At 70.5% G+C, this 17,226-nt stretch carries 17 protein-coding genes and 1 pseudogene; 9 read left to right on the top strand and 9 right to left on the bottom strand.

The annotated features are described in order from the left end of the window. The 5 genes and pseudogenes from hrcA to VGD44_RS20445 all read left to right on the top strand — a co-directional run. Positions 1-454 (top strand): annotated as a pseudogene (gene hrcA / locus VGD44_RS20465) (heat-inducible transcriptional repressor HrcA); the annotation flags it as partial. Between the two features lie 16 nt (positions 455-470). Beyond that, a complete protein-coding gene (grpE, locus tag VGD44_RS20460; protein ID WP_331090228.1) occupies positions 471-1,091 on the top strand; it encodes a nucleotide exchange factor GrpE in 621 nt (206 codons plus the stop codon). Positions 1,092-1,185: 94 nt separating this feature from the next. After that, entirely contained in the window at positions 1,186-2,076 is an 891-nt protein-coding gene (locus VGD44_RS20455) for a PEPxxWA-CTERM sorting domain-containing protein (RefSeq protein ID WP_331090227.1), read from the top strand. 170 nt (positions 2,077-2,246) lie between these two features. Further along, positions 2,247-3,365: a DNA polymerase III subunit beta gene (gene dnaN / locus VGD44_RS20450; protein ID WP_331090226.1), complete on the top strand. Its 1,119-nt coding sequence runs from the start codon at positions 2,247-2,249 to the stop codon at positions 3,363-3,365. Between the two features lie 8 nt (positions 3,366-3,373). After that, on the top strand, positions 3,374-4,258 hold the full coding sequence (locus VGD44_RS20445; protein ID WP_331090225.1) for a tetratricopeptide repeat protein: 885 nt from the start codon (positions 3,374-3,376) through the stop codon (positions 4,256-4,258). Positions 4,259-4,267: 9 nt separating this feature from the next. Here the strand turns inward: VGD44_RS20445 and VGD44_RS20440 are convergent, their stop codons facing one another. Beyond that, a complete protein-coding gene (locus tag VGD44_RS20440; protein ID WP_331090224.1) occupies positions 4,268-4,771 on the bottom strand; it encodes a hypothetical protein in 504 nt (167 codons plus the stop codon). Between the two features lie 75 nt (positions 4,772-4,846). Then, positions 4,847-5,140: a zinc-finger domain-containing protein gene (locus VGD44_RS20435; protein WP_331090223.1), complete on the bottom strand. Its 294-nt coding sequence runs from the start codon at positions 5,138-5,140 to the stop codon at positions 4,847-4,849. Between the two features lie 185 nt (positions 5,141-5,325). Between VGD44_RS20435 and VGD44_RS20430 the strand changes: the two genes are divergently transcribed. Continuing rightward, positions 5,326-6,270 carry an ABC transporter ATP-binding protein gene (locus VGD44_RS20430; RefSeq protein WP_331090222.1) on the top strand — a complete coding sequence of 315 codons (945 nt, stop codon included), beginning with the start codon at positions 5,326-5,328 and terminating at the stop codon, positions 6,268-6,270. 2 nt (positions 6,271-6,272) lie between these two features. Here the strand turns inward: VGD44_RS20430 and VGD44_RS20425 are convergent, their stop codons facing one another. Next, entirely contained in the window at positions 6,273-6,677 is a 405-nt protein-coding gene (locus VGD44_RS20425; RefSeq protein WP_331090221.1) for a GFA family protein, read from the bottom strand. A 205-nt stretch (positions 6,678-6,882) separates the two neighbouring features. On the opposite strand from VGD44_RS20425, the gene VGD44_RS20420 reads away from it, so the two are divergent. Continuing rightward, positions 6,883-7,005, top strand: coding sequence for a hypothetical protein (locus tag VGD44_RS20420; protein WP_331090220.1), 123 nt, complete (start codon positions 6,883-6,885; stop codon positions 7,003-7,005). 8 nt (positions 7,006-7,013) lie between these two features. Here VGD44_RS20420 and VGD44_RS20415 read toward each other — a convergent pair whose 3' ends face one another. Further along, positions 7,014-7,562 (bottom strand): GNAT family N-acetyltransferase, encoded by a 549-nt coding sequence (locus tag VGD44_RS20415; protein WP_331090219.1) that lies wholly within the window; start codon positions 7,560-7,562, stop codon positions 7,014-7,016. An 80-nt stretch (positions 7,563-7,642) separates the two neighbouring features. On the opposite strand from VGD44_RS20415, the gene mutS reads away from it, so the two are divergent. Beyond that, positions 7,643-10,327, top strand: coding sequence for a DNA mismatch repair protein MutS (gene mutS / locus VGD44_RS20410; protein ID WP_331090218.1), 2,685 nt, complete (start codon positions 7,643-7,645; stop codon positions 10,325-10,327). On the opposite strand, the gene VGD44_RS20405 is transcribed toward mutS, so the two are convergent. The 3 genes from VGD44_RS20405 to VGD44_RS20395 all read right to left on the bottom strand — a co-directional run bounded on the left by VGD44_RS20405 (position 10,324) and on the right by VGD44_RS20395 (position 12,793). Continuing rightward, positions 10,324-10,914, bottom strand: coding sequence for a hypothetical protein (locus tag VGD44_RS20405; protein WP_331090217.1), 591 nt, complete (start codon positions 10,912-10,914; stop codon positions 10,324-10,326). The two genes, mutS and VGD44_RS20405, sit on opposite strands and share 4 nt — an antisense overlap. A 110-nt stretch (positions 10,915-11,024) precedes the next feature. Then, on the bottom strand, positions 11,025-11,360 hold the full coding sequence (locus tag VGD44_RS20400; RefSeq protein ID WP_331090216.1) for a hypothetical protein: 336 nt from the start codon (positions 11,358-11,360) through the stop codon (positions 11,025-11,027). Between the two features lie 62 nt (positions 11,361-11,422). Continuing rightward, entirely contained in the window at positions 11,423-12,793 is a 1,371-nt protein-coding gene (locus tag VGD44_RS20395) for a hypothetical protein (protein ID WP_331090215.1), read from the bottom strand. A gap of 159 nt (positions 12,794-12,952) precedes the next feature. On the opposite strand from VGD44_RS20395, the gene VGD44_RS20390 reads away from it, so the two are divergent. Then, positions 12,953-15,772 (top strand): [protein-PII] uridylyltransferase, encoded by a 2,820-nt coding sequence (locus VGD44_RS20390; RefSeq protein ID WP_331090214.1) that lies wholly within the window; start codon positions 12,953-12,955, stop codon positions 15,770-15,772. Here VGD44_RS20390 and VGD44_RS20385 read toward each other — a convergent pair. Both VGD44_RS20385 and VGD44_RS20380 read right to left on the bottom strand, forming a co-directional pair. Next, positions 15,769-16,353, bottom strand: coding sequence for a hypothetical protein (locus tag VGD44_RS20385; RefSeq protein WP_331090213.1), 585 nt, complete (start codon positions 16,351-16,353; stop codon positions 15,769-15,771). The genes VGD44_RS20390 and VGD44_RS20385 overlap by 4 nt on opposite strands. Before the next feature lie 143 nt (positions 16,354-16,496). Further along, on the bottom strand, positions 16,497-17,162 hold the full coding sequence (locus VGD44_RS20380) for a sulfotransferase family protein (RefSeq protein ID WP_331090212.1): 666 nt from the start codon (positions 17,160-17,162) through the stop codon (positions 16,497-16,499). Positions 17,163-17,226 lie beyond the last annotated feature (64 nt).

Below are 17,226 nucleotides of genomic sequence, written 5' to 3'. Positions count from 1 at the left end.
GACCGACCTCAAGGTCGAGCTGGACCTGGCCCGGCGCGAGCTGGACGCCACCGCGGCGCGCCTCGTGGAGGACGGCCTTGCGGCCTGGGGCGGCGGCGAGGCCGAGGACCGGGCCCTGATCGTCCGCGGCCGCGCCAACCTGCTGGAGGACAGCGGGGCGGCTGAGGACCTGGAGCGCGTGCGCTCGCTGTTCGAGGACCTGGAGCAGAAAGAACAGCTGATCGGCCTGCTGGACGGGGTGTCCACGGCCCAGGGCGTGCGCATTTTCATCGGCGCCGAGACCCGACTCTTTTCCCTTTCCGGTTCCGCTGTGATCGCGGCGCCCTATATGACGGGCTCGCAGAAGGTCGTGGGCGCGATCGGCGTGATCGGCCCCGCCCGACTGAACTATGCCCGGATCATTCCGTTGGTGGACTACACCGCCCGCGTGCTTGGCCAGGTGATGAACGCGTAAGGGTCCAAGAGAAGAGATGTCCGAAGACAACACGCCCGCCGACTTCGAAGCGGATGGCGACGAAGGCAACGCCAACATCGACTCCCTGCTGGCCGAGATCCAGAGCCTCAAGGAGCAGGTGCTCCGCTACGCCGCCGAGGCCGAGAACACCAAGCGGCGCGCCGAGCGCGAGATGAACGACGCGCGCGCCTACGCCATCACCAAGTTCGCCCGCGACCTGCTGGACGTAGCCGACAACCTGTCGCTCGCCATCGCCTCGCACCCGCCAGACTCGGGCGATGCGACGTTGAAGAGCTTCATCGAGGGCGTGGAGCTGACCGAGAAGAAGCTCCTGAGCGCCTTCGAGAAGAACGGCCTCGCGAAAGTGAGTCCGGCGAAGGGCGAGAAGTTCGACCCGCACAAGCATCAGGCCATGATGGAGCAGGTGGACGCCGACGTCGCTGCCGGCTCGGTGATCCAGACCCTGCAATCCGGCTACGAGCTCCTGGGCCGGCTCGTGCGTCCGGCCATGGTGGTGGTCGCGGCCAAGGGCTCCGGCGCCAATGCGGCGAAGCCGGATGCCACCGCCGCCAACCCCTACGCCGCCGGCGAGGGCGACGCGGGCGAGCAGGGCGGGTCGGTCGACACGCGGGCGTAGAGGTTTCCGACCGACTCCCCCCAGGCGGGAGCGGCATTGACATATCGGCGGTATTCTAATCTCCTGGTCCAACCGGGGGGCCGGAGGGCTCGCCATGGGGCGATCGACGATTCTCGCGGCTGCTGCGGCGGCTGCGCTTGCGGCATCGCCGGTCGCCGCGGCCGAAACCGTAAACCTGGTGCTCCAGACCCGCGTCGACGCGGACGCGGGCTCTGAGGTCTTCCTGGCGGACTTCGCGTCGCTGGACTCGTTCCTGGCCTCGGGCTCGGGCGGCGAGGGCGGGTCGTTCATCGGCCTCAACATCGCCGGCGACTACAGGATCGCCGGCTTCGACATCTACAACGACACCCCGTACCTGCTCCTGCAGACCCGCGCCGACACTGGCGGAGGGTCGGAGCTGTTCCTGGCGGACTTCGACTCGCTGGACTCGTTCCTGGCCTCGGGCTCAGGCGGCGAGGGCGGGGCGTTCATCGGCATCAACATCGCCGGGGACTACGAGGTCGCCGGCTTCGATATCTATAACGACAAGCCTTTCCTGCTGTTGGAGACCCGCGCCGACACGGGTGCGGGGTCCGAGCTGTTCCTGGCCGACTTCACCTCGCTGGCCTCGTTCCTGGCCTCGGGCTCAGGCGGCGAGGGCGGGTCGTTCATCGGCATCAATATCGCCGCCGACTACAAGGTCGCCGGCTTCGACATCTTCGAGGACAAGCCGTACCTGCTCCTGCAGACCCGCGCCGACACGGGTGCGGGGTCCGAGTTGTTCTTGGCGGACTTCGCGTCGCTCGACTCGTTCCTGGCCTCCGGCACAGGCGGCGAGGGCGGGGCGTTCATCGGCATCAACATCGCCGGGGATTACGAAGTCGCCGGCTTCGACATCCTCGCCAAGCCGGACCCCATACCCGAACCGGCCACCTGGGCGGTGATGCTGCTGGGCTTCGGCGCCGTCGGTCTGGCGCTGCGGCGGCGGACGCTGCGCGCGGCCTGACACCGATTGCCGGCGACGCCTGCCGGCCCCGCGGGGCGTTTTGCTGTGGGAGACGGCGGCCATCCCCTTTCCCAGGCTTGCGAAATCGCTAATGTCCGCAGTCCCCTCCCTTCGGGGCGTGTGCGGTTCGGGGTGATTCGGCCGTGCGCGATTGGTGAGCCGGGACCGACATGAAGCTGACGATCGAACGCGCCGCGTTGCTCCGCGCGCTGGGACATGTGCAAAGCGCGGTGGAGCGCCGCAACACCATCCCGATCCTGTCGAACGTGCTGCTGTCGGCAGAACGCGACCGGCTGACCTTCTCGGCGACCGATCTCGACCTGGAGATCATCGACGAGGCGCTGGCCCAGGTGGACCAGCCGGGCCAGATCACCGCGCCCGCCCACACCCTCTACGAGATCGTCCGCAAGCTGCCTGAAGGCGCGGACGTGAGCCTTGCCTTCACCGGCGACGACCCGCGCCTTACCGTGGCCGCCGGCCGCTCGCGCTTCAACCTGCCGGTGCTGCCGGCCGGCGACTTCCCGGTGATGTCGGCCGATGGGTTCGCGGGCGCGATGGAGGTGGACGTCACCGACCTCATCCGGCTGATCGACAAGACCCGCTTCGCCATCTCGGCCGAGGAGACGCGCTACTACCTGAACGGCCTCTACGTGCACTCGGTGGTGATCGACGGCAGCCCGCGTCTGCGCGCCGTGGCCACCGACGGCTCGCGGCTGGCGCTGGCCGACATGCCCGCCCCGGAAGGCGCCGCCGGCGCGCCGGGCGTCATCGTGCCCCGCAAGACCATCAACGAGGTCCGCCGCCTGCTCGACGACGCCGGCGAGAACGTCGCCCTGCAGATCAGCGCCCAGAAGGTGCGCTTGGAGATGAACGGCGCGGCGCTGACCTCCAAGGTCATCGACGGCAACTTCCCGGACTATGCGCGCGTGATCCCCAAGGACAACAACCGCACGGTCATGGTCGACGCCAAGCTGTTCGCCCAGGCGGTGGACCGCGTCGCCACGATCTCGGCCGAGAAGAGCCGCTCGGTGCGCATGGCCATCGAGGCGGGTCGCGTGGTGCTGACGGTCCGCAACATGGAAGCCGGCCAGGCGGTGGAAGAGCTGGAGATCGACTACGACGGCGAGCCTTTCGAGCTCTCGTTCAACGCCCGCTACCTGCTGGACATCACCGACCAGATCTCTGGCGGCTCGATGGAGCTCCGCTTCGGCGGCCCCAACGACCCGGCGCTCGTGCTCGATCCCTCGGACGCGGATGTGCAGTACATCCTGATGCCGCTGCGGGTGTAGGCCCCGCCATGCTGCGCCGGCTCGTCGCGCAGTTTGCCGAGCGGCGGGCGGACGCCCTGCATGACCGCGGGATGGCCTGCTCGGAGGCCGGCGACAAGGACGGCGCGCTCGCGAACTATCTGCGGGCTGTGGAGCTCGATCCGGAGCGCCCGGCTACGCTCTACAACATCGGCCTCGTCTACAAGTACCGCCAGGACTGGCGGAATTCGCTCAAGTACAACCTCCGCTCATTCGAGCTGCAGCCCGACAACGAGTCGACCTGCTGGAACCTCGGTATCGCAGCGACCGCGCTGGGCGACTGGGCGACGGCGCGGAAGGCCTGGGCCGCCGCCGGCATCGAGGTCGAGGCCGGAGAGGGGCCGATCCTCGACAACTTCGGCATGTCTTGCGTGCGTCTCAATCCCGATGACAAGGCCGAGGTGGTCTGGGTGCGGCGCATGGATCCCGTTCGCGCACGGGTCCTAAGCGTGCCGCTCCCTTCGTCAGGCGTCTTCTATGGCGACGTGATGCTGCACGACGGAGCCTCTACCGGCACGAAGGTGTGGGAGGAGAAGGAGTATCCGATCTTCAACGCCTTCGAGCGGCTCGAGCGCTCACCCTACGGAACCGTCAGCGTCGAGCTCGTCGCGCCCAGCCGCGACGATGTCCTGCGCCTTGTTGAGATCGGCGATGCCGAGGAGCTTGCGATCGAGGACTGGACTACCGTCTCCTACATCTGCAAGGCGTGCAGCGAGGGCGTGACCCACGTCGATGGCGAGCACGATCCTGTCTGGAACCCGGACCGCAGTGTCGGCATCGGCGTCCACGACGAGGACGCCTTGCATCGCGTGCTGGAGGCCTGGACCGCCTCGGGTCCCGGCCGCTACGCCGAGATCACCGACCTCGTCCGCTGAAGCTGGCTCTCAGCCCCCCTTCCGGTAAGTGAAGTCGAAGCTCGGCGTCCAGGTCTTGCCGCCGTCGGTGGACTGCTCGCCGGCCTGGCGGACCGAGCCGTCGGGGTTGGGCGTGTAGGTCATGCGCACCAGCGGGCCGCCCCACTTGCCGGTCAGCACCATGGCCTTGCCGGTCCAGCCACCGCTGAAGTCGGCGCGCGTACCGCCGGAGTCGATCCAGGTCTGCTTCCAGGCCTTCTCGTCCGGCAGCCAGATGTTGAGGCTGCCGCCCGTCTGGCCGTTCTTCGGCATCCAGTTCTCGCGGATGCCGCAGCCGTTGTAGAGGCTCTCGATGAGGCTTTCGGCGACCACCTGGTCCTTGCCGGTCTGAACGACGGTCCACCTGCCCACCCAGAAGTCGAACTGCCGGTGCTCGGGCGTCGTGCAGACGGGCTTCGGCGGCGCGGCCGGCGCCTGCGCGAGGGCCTGCGCCGGCGACGCGGCCAGCGCGGCGGCGAAGAGGATGCGTTTCATGGGATAGCCCTCCTGACTCGAGGAGGGCGCCGCGTCTCGCTGCCGGGCAACCGCCTTGCGACGAGCGGCCCAGGCTCAGTGGCCGTGCGGGCCTTCGTAGACCCCTGGGGCCAGGCGTTCGTCCTCGGGGCCCTCGGAGCCGGCGGCCAGCACGAAGCGGCGGTCGCAGTAGGGGCACTCGACGAAGGTGGCCTCGCCCATCTCCAGCCAGACGCGCGGATGGCCAAGCGCGCCGCCGACGCCGTCGCAGGCGATGCGGCCCGAGCGCACGACGATGGTCTCGGGTGCGGGAAAGTCGGGGGTCAGCGCCGGCTTGGCGGGCGCCGGCTCGGCCTTGGATTTCGTCGGGGCGGCGGCTTTGCGGGCCATGGATCGTCACTACCTTGATGGAGCCGCGCTTGGCTCGCCGCCAGCGCGCGCCCCCCGCGCCTTTCAGGCGCGAGGACTTTGGTTTGAAAGTTTGTGCGCGGCCGGGCGCAAAACCGGTATCCACTTTTGCTGGCCGCGCACCTACGTATGCGAGCACTGCTTTCCGCGTCAACGACCAGGACCCTATGGACCTTCCGGAATACGCCATCGAGGCCAGGGGCCTGACCAAGACCTACGCCGCCACCAAGACGACGCCCGAGATGCAGGCCCTGCGCGGCATCGATCTGGCCATTCCCCGAGGGTCGATCTTCGGCCTGCTGGGGCCGAACGGCGCCGGCAAGTCGACCTTCATCAACATCCTGGCGGGGCTCTGCCAGAAGACCTCGGGGCAAGTGAAGATCTGGGGCCGCGACATCGACACGCACCCCCGGGACGCCCGCGCGGCCATCGGCGTGGTCCCGCAGGAGATCGCCGCCGACCCGTTCTTCACGCCGAAGGAGGCGCTGGAAGTCGCCGCCGGCATGTACGCGGTGCCCAAGTCCGAGCGCCGGAGCGACGAGCTGCTGGCCGCGCTGGGGCTCGCCGACAAGGCCAAGGCCTATGTCCGTCAGCTCTCGGGCGGCATGAAGCGCCGCCTGATGGTCGCCAAGGCCATGGTCCACAACCCGCCGGTGCTGATCCTGGACGAGCCGACCGCCGGCGTGGACGTCGAGCTGCGCCGCCAGCTGTGGAACTATGTGCTCGAGCTGAACCGCAAGGGCGTGACCATCGTGCTCACGACCCACTACCTGGAAGAGGCCCAGGAGCTGTGCGACCAGATCGCCATCGTCAACCGCGGCCTCGTGGTGGCCTGCGAGCCCACCACGACCCTGCTGCGCCGCATTGACACCCGCCACGTCCTAGTGACGCCGGAGGAGCCGGTGACTGCGGCGCCCGTGCTCCCGGGCTTCGACACCAAGCTCATCAAGGCGGGCGGCTTCTCGGTCAGCTACCGCACCGGTCAGTCCAGCGTCGAGCAGGTGCTGGCCGCCATCCGTGCGGCAGGCCTGCACATCAAGGACATCTCGACGGAAGACCCCGATCTCGAGGACGTGTTCGTCTCGCTGACCTACGCGGCGGAGAGCGTCTAGCGCTAGAGGTGTCGCGTCTCCGCTGGCGCGTCCCACCAGGCGTTGTCGCGGCCGTTGGCGTGCTTGACGGGGGCCTCGGCCAGTTCGGTGTCGGAGACGTCGTCCAGGCAGTTCAGCGCGATCGAGACGTAGTCGCCGCCGATCGCCTCCACATAGCCCCGACCGAAAGGCCGCACGCCGCAGGTGGCGCAGAACAGGTGGTGGCCCTGCTTGTCGCCGAACTGGTAGTCGCTCATCGCGTCCTCGCCGGCGATCAGGCGAAAGGCGTCCGGCTTGATCAGCGCGCCCCAGTTGCGCGTCTTCTGGCAGATCGAGCAATTGCACTTGCCCGTGCCGGCCGCCAGGTCGATGTCGGCCTCGAAGCGCACCGCGCCGCAGTGGCAGCTGCCGTGATAGGTCTTCAACATGTTTCGGCCCTCCGGTCTGGGGGGACGTGATAGCGCGACCCTGCTGACAAGCTACTGTCAGCAGCCTGATCAAAGAGCCTTGACGGAGTGATTTACGAGCGTAGTCTAACTACACATGTAAATTGGAACCGACGCTATCCTCTATGAGGAAATCCAGGCCGACCCGCCCACCATCAAGAACGCCGGCCAGCTCGGCGGCGATGTCATGGCGCCCAAGGCCTTGCTGGACAACGGCTGGGTGGTGATCGTGCTGGGTCTGCTGCTGGGCCTGGCCTGGCACAATCTGCGCAAACTCCTCCGGCCGCGGCGGCGGACGGCGCCGCTCTGAGGGCCGTCTCAGCCGGACAGCGTCCGGATATCCGCCCAGCGGTAGGCCACCTCGTAGAACATGCCGCCGCCCGGTCCGGGCTCCTGCCGCGCCGGCTCGGGCTCGCCGCCCAGGTGCTCGTAGAAGCCGCGGGCGGCGAAGTTGTCGCGCAGCACCGAGATCACCAGCGAGGTCGCACCGTGGGCGGCCAGCGCGCGCGCCGTGTCGGTGAGCAGGCGTGAGCCCAGGCCGCGGCCCTGCGCCTCGCGGACCAGGTAGAGCGTCGCGATCTCGGCCTCACCGGGCGCGCGCCGCCGCGACGGCCCACCCTGGGCGTAGCCCACGATCTCCCAGCGGTCGGCGGCGGCCAGCGTCACGTCGTCGGGGCCGGGCTTAAGCAGCAGGTGCGCGAAGCGCCGCGTGTGGGCTGCCTCGGACATGCGGGCGAGATAGGCGTCGGGCAAGAGGCCGCGGTAGGTCTGCCGCCACGAGGTCACGTGCGCCCGCGCCAGGGCCTCGGCGTCCGCCGGGCCGGCCGGAAAGACCACGAATTGCGAAAGGGCGCTGCCGTGAGCCATCTATCCACAGCTTGGCGCTCGCATGACGCCGTTCAAGGGGGTGCGGGACTCAGCCGCGTCCTCTAGCGTCAGCGATCCCTATGAACGCCCAGGTTCCCAACCAGTCGCCAGAAGCCGCCGGCGCCACGCCGGTGATGGCCCAATACTTCGAGGCGAAGGCGCGCCAGCCCGACGCGCTGGTGTTCTTCCGCATGGGCGACTTCTACGAGCTGTTCTTCGAGGACGCCCAGAAGGCGTCGGCCACGCTGGGCATCACGCTGACCGCGCGGGGCAATCACGGCGGCGCCCCGATCCCCATGGCCGGCGTGCCGGCGCACGCCATGGAGGCCTACCTCGCCAAGCTGATCCGGGCCGGCTTCAAGGTGGCCGTCTGCGACCAGGTCGAGGATCCCGCCGAGGCCAAGAAGCGCGGCTCCAAGGCGGTGGTCCGCCGCGAGGTCACCCGCGTGGTGACGCCGGGCACGCTCACCGAGGACGGCCTGCTCGATGCCCGCGGCGCCAACCGCCTGGCCGCCGTCTGCGTGCGCGCAGGCTCGGCGGCGGTGGCCAGCGTCGAGCTCTCGACGGGCGAGGTGGAGTGCCTGGCGATCACAGTCTCGAGCCTGGCCTCGACACTCGTGGCCTTGGGCCCCTCCGAGGTGCTGGTCCCCGACCGCCTGTTCGCCGACGAAGCGGTGAGCGCGGCCCTGAAGTCGGCCGGCGGCTTCGTGCAGCCGATGCCGTCGGCGCTCGCCGAGCCCGGCGCCTCCGAGACGCGGCTGAAGCGGCTCTACGGCGTCGAGACCCTCGACGGCTTCGGCCAGCTCTCCGGCGCCGAGGTCTCGGCGTTGGGCCTGATCGCGGCGCATCTCGAGACCACTCAGGCCGGGCGGCTTCCTGCCCTCTCCGCGCCGCGCCGCGCGGGCGAGAGCGACGTGATGGTCATCGATCCGGCGACCCGCGCCAGCCTGGAGATCGAGAAGACCACGTCCGGCTCGCGCGACGGCTCGCTGCTGGCCGCCATCGACCGCACGGTGACCGCTCCGGGCGCGCGGATGCTGGCGAGTCGGCTGGCCCGCCCGCTCCTCGACCCGGCCGTCATCGACGTGCGCCTGGACGCCGTCGCCTGGTTCGTCGGCCACCGCGCCCAGCGGCAGAAACTGCGCGAGACGCTGAAGGGCCTGCCCGACATGGCGCGCGCGCTTTCGCGCCTCGCCCTCGGCCGCGGCGGACCCCGCGACCTCGGCGCCTTGCGCGACGGCCTGAACACCGGCGAAGCCGTCTGCCGCCTGTTCACCGAGACGCGCGACCCGCTGGTGAGCCTGCCGGCCGAGGTCGCCCAGGCGCTGGCGGCGCTCCACCTGGAGAACGCCCCGGACCTCGCCGTCTTCCGCGACCTGCTCGTCGCGGGCCTGGGTCCCGATCTCCCGGCGCTGGCCCGCGACGGCGGCTTCGTCGCCGAAGGCGTGCGGCCCGAGCTCGACCAGGCGCGCGCGTTGCGCGACGACAGCCGCCGGGTCATCGCCGCCCTCGAGGCCCGTCTGGCGGCCGAGAGCGGCGTGGCGCTTAAGGTCCGCCACAACGCCGTGCTGGGCTATTTCGTGGAGGCCACCGCCAAAGCCGCCGAGCCGCTGCTGAAAGCGCCCCTCAACGCCACGTTCATCCACCGCCAGACCATGGCCAACCAGGTCCGCTTCACGACCGTGGAGCTGGCCGAGCTGGACGCCAGGATTGCCCAGGCGGCCGAGCGCGCGCTGGCCATCGAGCTCGACACCTTCGAGGCCTGGCGCGAGGCGGCCACCGGCGTCGCCCAATGGATCCAGGCCGCGGCCTTCGCCGCCGCCACCCTCGACGTCGGCGCCGCGCTGGCCGAGTGGGCCGACGACGTGGGCGCCACGCGGCCGGTCATCGACCGCACCACCGCCTTCGAGGCCGAGGCCGCCCGCCACCCGGTGGTGGAGAACGCGGTGCGCCGCGCTGGCGAGGCCTTCACACCCAACGACTGCCGCCTCGACGGCGCCGGCATTGGTGGGGCGCGGCTGTCGTTGGTCACCGGCCCGAACATGGCGGGCAAGTCGACCTTCCTGCGCCAGAACGCGCTCCTGGCGGTGCTGGCCCAGGCCGGCTGCTTCGTGCCGGCGAAGCGGTTGCGGCTGGGGGTCGTCGACCGCCTGTTCAGCCGCGTGGGGGCCGGCGACGACCTCGCCCGCGGCCGCTCGACCTTCATGATGGAGATGGTCGAGACGGCGGCGATCCTCAGCCAGGCCACCCCGCGCAGCCTGGTGATCCTCGACGAGATCGGCCGCGGTACGGCCACCTACGACGGCCTCGCCATCGCCTGGGCCTGCGCCGAGGCCCTGCACGAGACCAACCGCTGCCGGGCGCTGTTCGCCACCCACTACCATGAGCTCGCGGTGCTGGAGGGCCGGCTGCCCTACGTCTCCAACCTCAGCCTCAAGGCCAAGGAGTGGAACGGCGAACTGATCTTCCTGCACGAGGCGGGCCCCGGCCCGGCCGACCGCTCGTACGGAGTGCAGGTGGCGAAGCTCGCGGGCGTGCCGACGCCGGTCGTCGCCCGCGCCAAACAGGTGCTGGAGCGCCTGGAGAGGGAAGCCGCCGGCCCGGCCAACCTCGACGATCTGCCCCTCTTTGCCGCCGTCGCCGAGCCTGAAGCGCGGTTCGGTCCAAGCAAGGTCGAAGAGGCCCTGCAGGTCCTCGACCCCGACGGCATGAGCCCGCGCGAGGCGATGGACGCGCTCTACCGGCTGAAGGGCCTGCTGGCCTAGATCTTCGGGCGCACCCAGTTGCAGAACTGGCGCACATCGGCCCGCGCCGCGGCGGGGGTGCAGATCAGCGTGTCGACGATGGCGACGCAGTCGTAGGGGTGGCGGGCCCGGGCGGCCTCGATTACCTGCGGCAGCGAGGGCCAGCGGTCGGGATCGAAGGGCGGCGGCGGCGGGGCCAGGAAGGCGCGGGCATCGTCGATCAGGATGAAGTGCTCGAACGGCGAGGCGGCGATCGCGGCCAGCTCGTCGAGCAGCGGGCAGTCTTCTGTGTCGCCGAAGTGGCCGCCGCCGGCGTGGCCGTCCAGCCAGAACAGCGCCGGCCCCGACAGCCCCGCCACCGCCTTGGGCAGCTCGGTGCGCGAGTCGCCCAGGACGCAACTCACGTTCGAAGCGGGGGCCAGCGTCTTGCGGGCCGCCTCGAAGTAGGTCGGCTGGATCTCGATGGTCACCACCTGGGGGAAGATCGCCGAGGCGAAGGCCGCGCTGGCCCCCTGGAAGGTGCCGGTCTCGACGAAGGTCCGGAGGCCGAACTTGGCCTGCAGGTGTTTCACGAACGGCGCGAGGGGCGGCTTGAGCAGGGTTCCCACGCGGTCCCTGTACGATCACGCCGGGTCCCGGGGCAAGGGCTACCGCCTGCGCGGCGAGGCTGGAGCCGGATACTGTGACGAGACGCGGGCGGAGCTCATTTCCCCTCCCATCAAGGGAGGGAACGCCGCTTCCGCCGCACCACTGTCACCGTGAACGCCTGTCGGCCGCCGGCCTTCAACCGCTTGCGCGCCGCGTCCGCGACGCCGGAGCGGCCGGCGCTGGCGGTCGTCATCGCAGCCTTCGCCTTGGCCGGGGCCAGCCCGTGGCGCTTGCGGGCCCGCTCGTCCTGCTCGGCAAGTTCGGCGCGGCTCTGGGCCGTTCGGGCCGTCAGGTCCTTGATCAGCGCCTTGCCCTTGCGCGTGCGGCCGGTGAGCGAAGGGGCCACGTAGCGGTTGGCGTTCCAGCCCACGGGCGTGGAGCCGCCGCGGTACGATCCTCTGCTCATGGCTACGCAAACTCTTCGAACGCCGGGCGGAGCCCATAGCCCCGCCGGGTGACTTCGAAAAGCTACTGCCGGGGCGGTGGATCAGGCGCGGTGCGCGCCGCGCTCGCGGCGGTCCGCGCCACCGGCGACGCAGCAGCGGGACAGTTCGGGGTCTCTACGAGCGTGGTGTTGCTGCGCAGGCCGGCGATCTTGCACATGGCCGGCGTCGCGCCCGTCAGCGCCCCCGCCTTGCAGGCCCGGCACATCCGGTCGAACGCCGCCTCGAGCTGCATCGAGTAGTCCAGCGACGTCGCACCGGCCCAGGCCGGGAGGTTCGGGTTGGCCTCCACGGGGTTGGTCAGCGCGCCGGCCGGCACGTTCTTGAGGTACTTGGCGCGCAGGTCGTCGCGGGCCGTCTGCGACATGAGGCTCGGCCACGCGTCGCGCGGCACGATGCCGAGGGCGATCGACCGCGGCCATTGCGCCAGCGCATGGCACGACAGGCACGACGAGCGCAGGTTGTCGGCGGGGCCGTTCAGCCGGCCCTGGAAGCCGGGCCACGGCCGCTCAGGCCAGATCTGCCCCGGCCCGCGCCAGACGACGCCCGCCAGCGCCGGGTTGAGCCGCGTCTCGCCGAGGGTCGCGAAGTCGTCGCGCTGCGCGGCCGAGGCGGCCGGGTCGTTGCCCCACATCAGGCCCACGGGGACCAGGTTGTCGAGCAGGCGGTCGCCGGTCGGCGGCCCCTTCCAGATGTAGGTGCCGAACACCCAGCCGGTGGGCGAGCGGGCGTCCTTCACCGCGATGTCCATTTGCAGCAGCCGCATCGACCTGGCGACACGGGCGGGCACGCTGGGCCCGATGAAGGCGGTCACCTGCGGGCCGCCCTGCAGGTAGCGCACCTGGGTCGCGCTGGCGTTCGTGAACAGCAGCTTGAACGAGGCGGTATTCTGCGGGAACGCGGCTGCGCCGGTCGGGAAGACCGGATTGCACGGATCGGCGAACACCCTACCCAGCGCCGCGGCGCCTTCGCGGTTGTAGAAGCCCACCGCCCAGACCTGCGCCCCCTGCGCCGAGGTGGGCGACAGATCGTGGAGCTGCGCGTCACGTTCCTTGGTGAGACCCAGCCGCTTCTCACGGCCGCTGTCGCCGTAATCCATCCACGGCGTGATCCACCACTCGGCGTTGGCGTTCATGACCACCCGATTGCCCTGGAGCTTGAGGCCCGAGGCGCGGATTTCGGACAGCACCGCGGCCATGTAGGCCTCCCAGCTCGTCAGCGGGATCGCCTCCCAGGCGTGGGTCGCCGTTCCGGGCGCGGACGGCAGGTCGGTGCGCCACGGCAGGGCGACGGTCATCCCGTTGTAGGCGGAGCTCTTCGATGGGGTGAAGCGGCTGCAGGCGGTCTGCGCTTCGGCCGCGCCGGCCAAGGCGCCGGCCAGAAGCAGGCCCGCCACGGCCCCTGCGAGACGGCGAACGTTCCCTTGCACGAGACGCCCTCCACAACCCTTGCGGGAGCGTAGTCCCAGATCCGCCACCGGGCAAACGGCGATATCCGGCGGACGGGGCGGCCACACCTGACGTTAAGCCGTGGTTCGGCCTATATGCGTGGCCCGATGCCCACCCGCCTGAAGCCCACCCGCCTGGAATACGTCGTCGACGGCGTGAAGCTGCGCTCGCAGCTGTCGGCCGCCGCGCTCGAAAACCTGGGCGACGAGGCGGCTCAGCGGAAGGCCGCGCTGGATGTACTGAAGGCGGCGTTGTTCCGCGGCCGGATGATCGCCAAGGAACGGCTGGAGAACGGCGCCGGCGGCATCGAGACCGCGCGGCTCATCTCGGGCGTCACCGACGAGGTGGTGGGCGCGCTCTACGACTTCACGACGGTGCACGTCTTCCGGGCCCGCAACCCGACCGAGGGCGAGCGCCTGGCCCTGATGGCCGTCGGCGGCTACGGCCGCGGCACGCTGGCGCCCTACTCCGACATCGATCTGCTCTTCGTGCGGCCCTACAAGCAGACCGCCCACGCCGAGAGCGTGATCGAGTACATGCTCTACGCTCTGTGGGACCTGGGCTTCAAGGTGGGCCACGCCTCGCGGACCATCGAGGAGTGCGTGAAGCTAGCCCGCGAGGACTTCACGATCCGCACCTCGATCCTCGAGGCCCGCCGCCTGACCGGCGACGAGAAGCTGGCCGAGGAGCTGGTGAAGCGCTTCCGCGGCGAGGTGGTGAAGGGCACGGGCGCCGAGTTCGTGGCCGCCAAGCTCAAGGAACGCGACGAGCGCCACGCCCGCGCCGGGGCCAGCCGCTACATGGTCGAGCCCAACGTGAAGGAGGGGAAGGGCGGTCTGCGTGACCTCAACACCCTCTTCTGGATCGCCCAGTACCTGCACCCCGGCGAGAGCCTCGAGCGGGTAATGCAGCTCGAGATGTTCGACCGCCGTGAAGTGCGGGCGTTCATCCTGGCGTTCGATTTCCTGTGGGCCGTGCGCTGCCACCTGCACTTCGCCACCGGCCGGCCCGAGGAGCGCCTGTCGTTCGACCTGCAGCCCGAGATCGCGCGGCGGATGGGCTACGGCGACCGCGGCGACGCCCCGGCGGTCGAGCGGTTCATGCGGCGCTACTTCCTGATCGCCAAGGACGTGGGCGCGCTCACCCGCGTGTTCGCCGCCAAGCTTGAGGCCGAGCGGGTGAAGCTGGCCCCCAAGGGCATCAGCCGCTTCCTCCCCGGGCGAAAGGTGAAGCGCAAGCCGCTCGCCGAGCCGGGCTTCCACGAGATCGGCGGCCGCCTTGACGTGGACCCCGACATCTTCCAGGCCGATCCGGTCAACCTGCTGCGGCTGTTCCGGATCGCCGACGAGCGGAACTTGGACCTGCACCCGGACGCCTTCACCGCGGCCTCGCGCTCGATCAACCTGGTCACCTCGGCCGTGCGGCGCGACCGGCATGCCGCCAAGGTGTTCCTGGATATCCTGGCCAGGGGCCGAGATCCGCGCACCACGCTGACGCTCATGAACGAAGCCGGCGTGCTGGGTCGCTACCTCCCCGAGTTCGGGAGGATCGTCGCGCAGATGCAGTTCAACATGTACCACTCGTACACGGTGGACGAACACACGCTGCGGGCCGTGGGCGTTATCGCCGACATCGGCGCCGGCCGGCTGCCGGACGACCATCCCCTGGCCACCGGGATCATGCCCCTGATCGCCGACCGCGAGGCGCTGTACCTGGCCATGCTGCTGCACGACACCGGCAAGGGCGGAGCCGGCGGCCAGGAGGTGGCGGGCGCGCGGGCGGCGCGGCAGGCCTGCGAGCGGCTGGGGCTGGAGCGGTCGAAGATCGAGCTCGTCGCCTGGCTGGTCGAGCACCATCTGGTCATGAGCGACTTCGCCCAGAAGCGCGACGTCTCCGACCCGCGCACCGTGGCCGACTTCGCCCGCATCGTGCAGAGCCCGGAGCGCCTGCGCCTGCTGCTGGTCCTGACCGTCGCCGATATCCGCGCCGTGGGGCCGGGCGTCTGGAACGGCTGGAAGGGCCAGCTGATGCGCGAGCTCTACAACGCCACCGAGGCGGTCTTTCGCGGCGGCCGGGGCTCGGACGCGGCGGCGGCGCTGCGGCGCTACCAGGAAAACGCCGCCTACGACGCGCGCGTCCGCCTGGCGAAGTCGGAGCCGGCCGCCGAGCCCTGGGGCGACGCCATGGAGGACGCCTACTTCACCGCCTTCACCGACGAAGAGGTGCTGACCCATGCCCGCCTCGCCCGCGCCGCGTCGGAAGGGCCCGGCAGCGCGGCCGAAGCCCATGTCCGGCGCGACCTCAACGCCTCCGAGGTGATCGTCGCCGCCGCCGACCGGCCGCGCCTGTTCGTGGACCTCGCCGAGGCGATCACCGGCGCGGGAGCAAACGTGATGGGTGCGCGGGTCTTCACCTCGCGCGCCGGCCAGGCGTTGGACGTGTTCTATGTACAGGACGTCACCGGCGCCCCGTTCGGCGCCAATGACGAGCGCGTGCTTCCCCGGTTGGCCAATGCGCTGGCCTGCGCGGCGCGCGGCGAGCCGGTGACCCGTGAGCGGCGCCGCCAGGACCTGGGCCGCGCCGCCGCCTTTGCCATCACCCCGGCGGTGATGCTGGACAACGAGGCGTCGGAAACTTCGACCGTCGTGGAAGCCTCCGGACGTGACCGACCGGGCCTGCTGGCGGGCCTGGCGCGCACCCTGTCGGACGCCGGCCTGCTGATCACCTCGGCCCACATCGACGGCTATGGCGAGCGCGCGGTCGACTGCTTCTACGTGGTGGACGCCAAGGGCCAGAAGATCACCGAGGCGCGCAAGGGCAACGCCCTGAAGACCGCGCTGCTGGCGACGCTCAACGACAGCGAGGCCGAGAGCACCAGCGCGCGCCGCGCCAACCTCCAGCGGGCCCGGGCCAGCGTCGCCCGCTAAGCGATCCGCAAGCCCAGGCCGATCCGGGGCAGGCCCAGCCGCGCCGCCACGCGCTGCGACGCGGTGTTGCTCATCAGGGTGCTGTAGCCGAGCTCCAGGTCCGCCAGATCGGGATGCGAGGACCACGCCGCCGTCGCCACGCCGGCCAGGCCTCGACCCCGCCAGGCCGGGAAGGTGTAGACGCCGGCCGCCGCGCCCAAGTCCGTGAGCCGCGCCGCAAAGCACATGGCCGCGATCTCGCCGCCGTCCATCACCGCGCACCACGGCGGCCAGAAGTCGGCGATGGACGCAAACCCCGCGTCGGCGAGGTGCGAGGGGACCCCGTCCTGCGCCAGTTGGTCGAGCAGCGCTTGTCCGTCGCGGGTCCCGCTGACCACGACATCCGCCGCCCCCGCGACGGGCAGACCATGCGGCAAGTGGGAGATGAGGGACGGCTCGAGGACCCCGCCACCCATCAGTTCGAGCATGGCGTCGAGGCCGCGCGGAAAACGCCCGGGGTCGGTCCACGGCGACGCGGCGGCGGCTAGGGCGAGCAGCTCGACCGCTGTCTGTTCGCCGACGTCATGTCGGACGTGGGCCACTGTGCCGGCCGCGCAGCCGGCCAGGAAGAAGCGCGGTCCCGGCGACCTGTCCGGATCGTTCTCACGCAGGATGCGTCCGGCGGCGTCGAGGGCGAAGGTCGTCGCCGCGTCGCGGGCCAGCCGCTGGAGTGCGGGGTGATCGCCTACGATCGCCCGACCTCAGCCTGGAACGAGGCGCGGACCTTGTCGGGATCGATCGGCGAGACGCCCGCGCTGATGCGCGCCTGGAACTGCTCGGTGGAGTTCTCGCGCGGATAGGGCGTCACGGGGACGTCGACGCCCAGGAAGGCGCAGAGCGGGTCCCAGCCATCCTTCACATCGAACACCAGGAGCCGCTCGGGCGGGACGGACGCGATCACCCGCTCGGTGTGCCTCTTGAAGAAGTCGGTCATGAACGCCCGGTCGTGTATGTCGCCGCCGTAGAAGGCGTAGAGCTGGTCGAGGAAGGCCCGCATCGGCGTGCCCTCGGGCGGCTGCGGCGAGTTGGGGCTGAAGATCGTGGCCTGGGTGGAGTCGAACCACTTGTCCGGGTCGCGGACCGTGTGCAGCACCTTGGCGTCCGGGTAGTGCGCGGCGAGCTCGCGCCAGTAGGCGCAGCCCGGATGGTCGACCATGGCCTGGTAGGGCCCGAAGATCGCGTCCCAGTCGGGATTGCCGTTGCCCGCGTCGATCCACAGCGGGACCTGCGCCGGGTTCATGAACACCTCGACCATGTGGTGGCAGGGCGCAAAGCCCAGCTGTTCCAGGGCGAGCTTGGTCGACAGCGTCCCCGTCCGGCCGAGGCCGGAGCCAATCACCTTGAGGCCCATAGCATTTCCCCCTGTGCGTCGGCCGAAACCCTATCGCGCCTGCGCCAAGAATCCACACGCGCCG

This window comes from Phenylobacterium sp. (assembly GCF_036402295.1).
Lineage (GTDB): Bacteria > Pseudomonadota > Alphaproteobacteria > Caulobacterales > Caulobacteraceae > Phenylobacterium.
The sequence above is the reverse complement of the archived record's forward strand: the minus strand, read 5'-3'. Positions and strand labels throughout refer to the sequence as shown.

What these genes read in the sequence shown, in the direction of transcription:
- VGD44_RS20390 (WP_331090214.1), top strand. Translation starts at nt 12,953, where the DNA reads ATGCCCACCCGCCTGAAGCCCACCCGCCTGGAATACGTCGTCGACGGC.
- mutS (WP_331090218.1), top strand. Translation starts at nt 7,643, where the DNA reads ATGAACGCCCAGGTTCCCAACCAGTCGCCAGAAGCCGCCGGCGCCACG.
- grpE (WP_331090228.1), top strand. Translation starts at nt 471, where the DNA reads ATGTCCGAAGACAACACGCCCGCCGACTTCGAAGCGGATGGCGACGAA.
- dnaN (WP_331090226.1), top strand. Translation starts at nt 2,247, where the DNA reads ATGAAGCTGACGATCGAACGCGCCGCGTTGCTCCGCGCGCTGGGACAT.
- VGD44_RS20455 (WP_331090227.1), top strand. Translation starts at nt 1,186, where the DNA reads ATGGGGCGATCGACGATTCTCGCGGCTGCTGCGGCGGCTGCGCTTGCG.
- VGD44_RS20400 (WP_331090216.1), bottom strand. Translation starts at nt 11,360, where the DNA reads ATGAGCAGAGGATCGTACCGCGGCGGCTCCACGCCCGTGGGCTGGAAC.
- VGD44_RS20435 (WP_331090223.1), bottom strand. Translation starts at nt 5,140, where the DNA reads ATGGCCCGCAAAGCCGCCGCCCCGACGAAATCCAAGGCCGAGCCGGCG.
- VGD44_RS20445 (WP_331090225.1), top strand. Translation starts at nt 3,374, where the DNA reads ATGCTGCGCCGGCTCGTCGCGCAGTTTGCCGAGCGGCGGGCGGACGCC.
- VGD44_RS20420 (WP_331090220.1), top strand. Translation starts at nt 6,883, where the DNA reads ATGGCGCCCAAGGCCTTGCTGGACAACGGCTGGGTGGTGATCGTGCTG.
- VGD44_RS20440 (WP_331090224.1), bottom strand. Translation starts at nt 4,771, where the DNA reads ATGAAACGCATCCTCTTCGCCGCCGCGCTGGCCGCGTCGCCGGCGCAG.
- VGD44_RS20430 (WP_331090222.1), top strand. Translation starts at nt 5,326, where the DNA reads ATGGACCTTCCGGAATACGCCATCGAGGCCAGGGGCCTGACCAAGACC.
- VGD44_RS20425 (WP_331090221.1), bottom strand. Translation starts at nt 6,677, where the DNA reads ATGTTGAAGACCTATCACGGCAGCTGCCACTGCGGCGCGGTGCGCTTC.
- VGD44_RS20380 (WP_331090212.1), bottom strand. Translation starts at nt 17,162, where the DNA reads ATGGGCCTCAAGGTGATTGGCTCCGGCCTCGGCCGGACGGGGACGCTG.
- VGD44_RS20415 (WP_331090219.1), bottom strand. Translation starts at nt 7,562, where the DNA reads ATGGCTCACGGCAGCGCCCTTTCGCAATTCGTGGTCTTTCCGGCCGGC.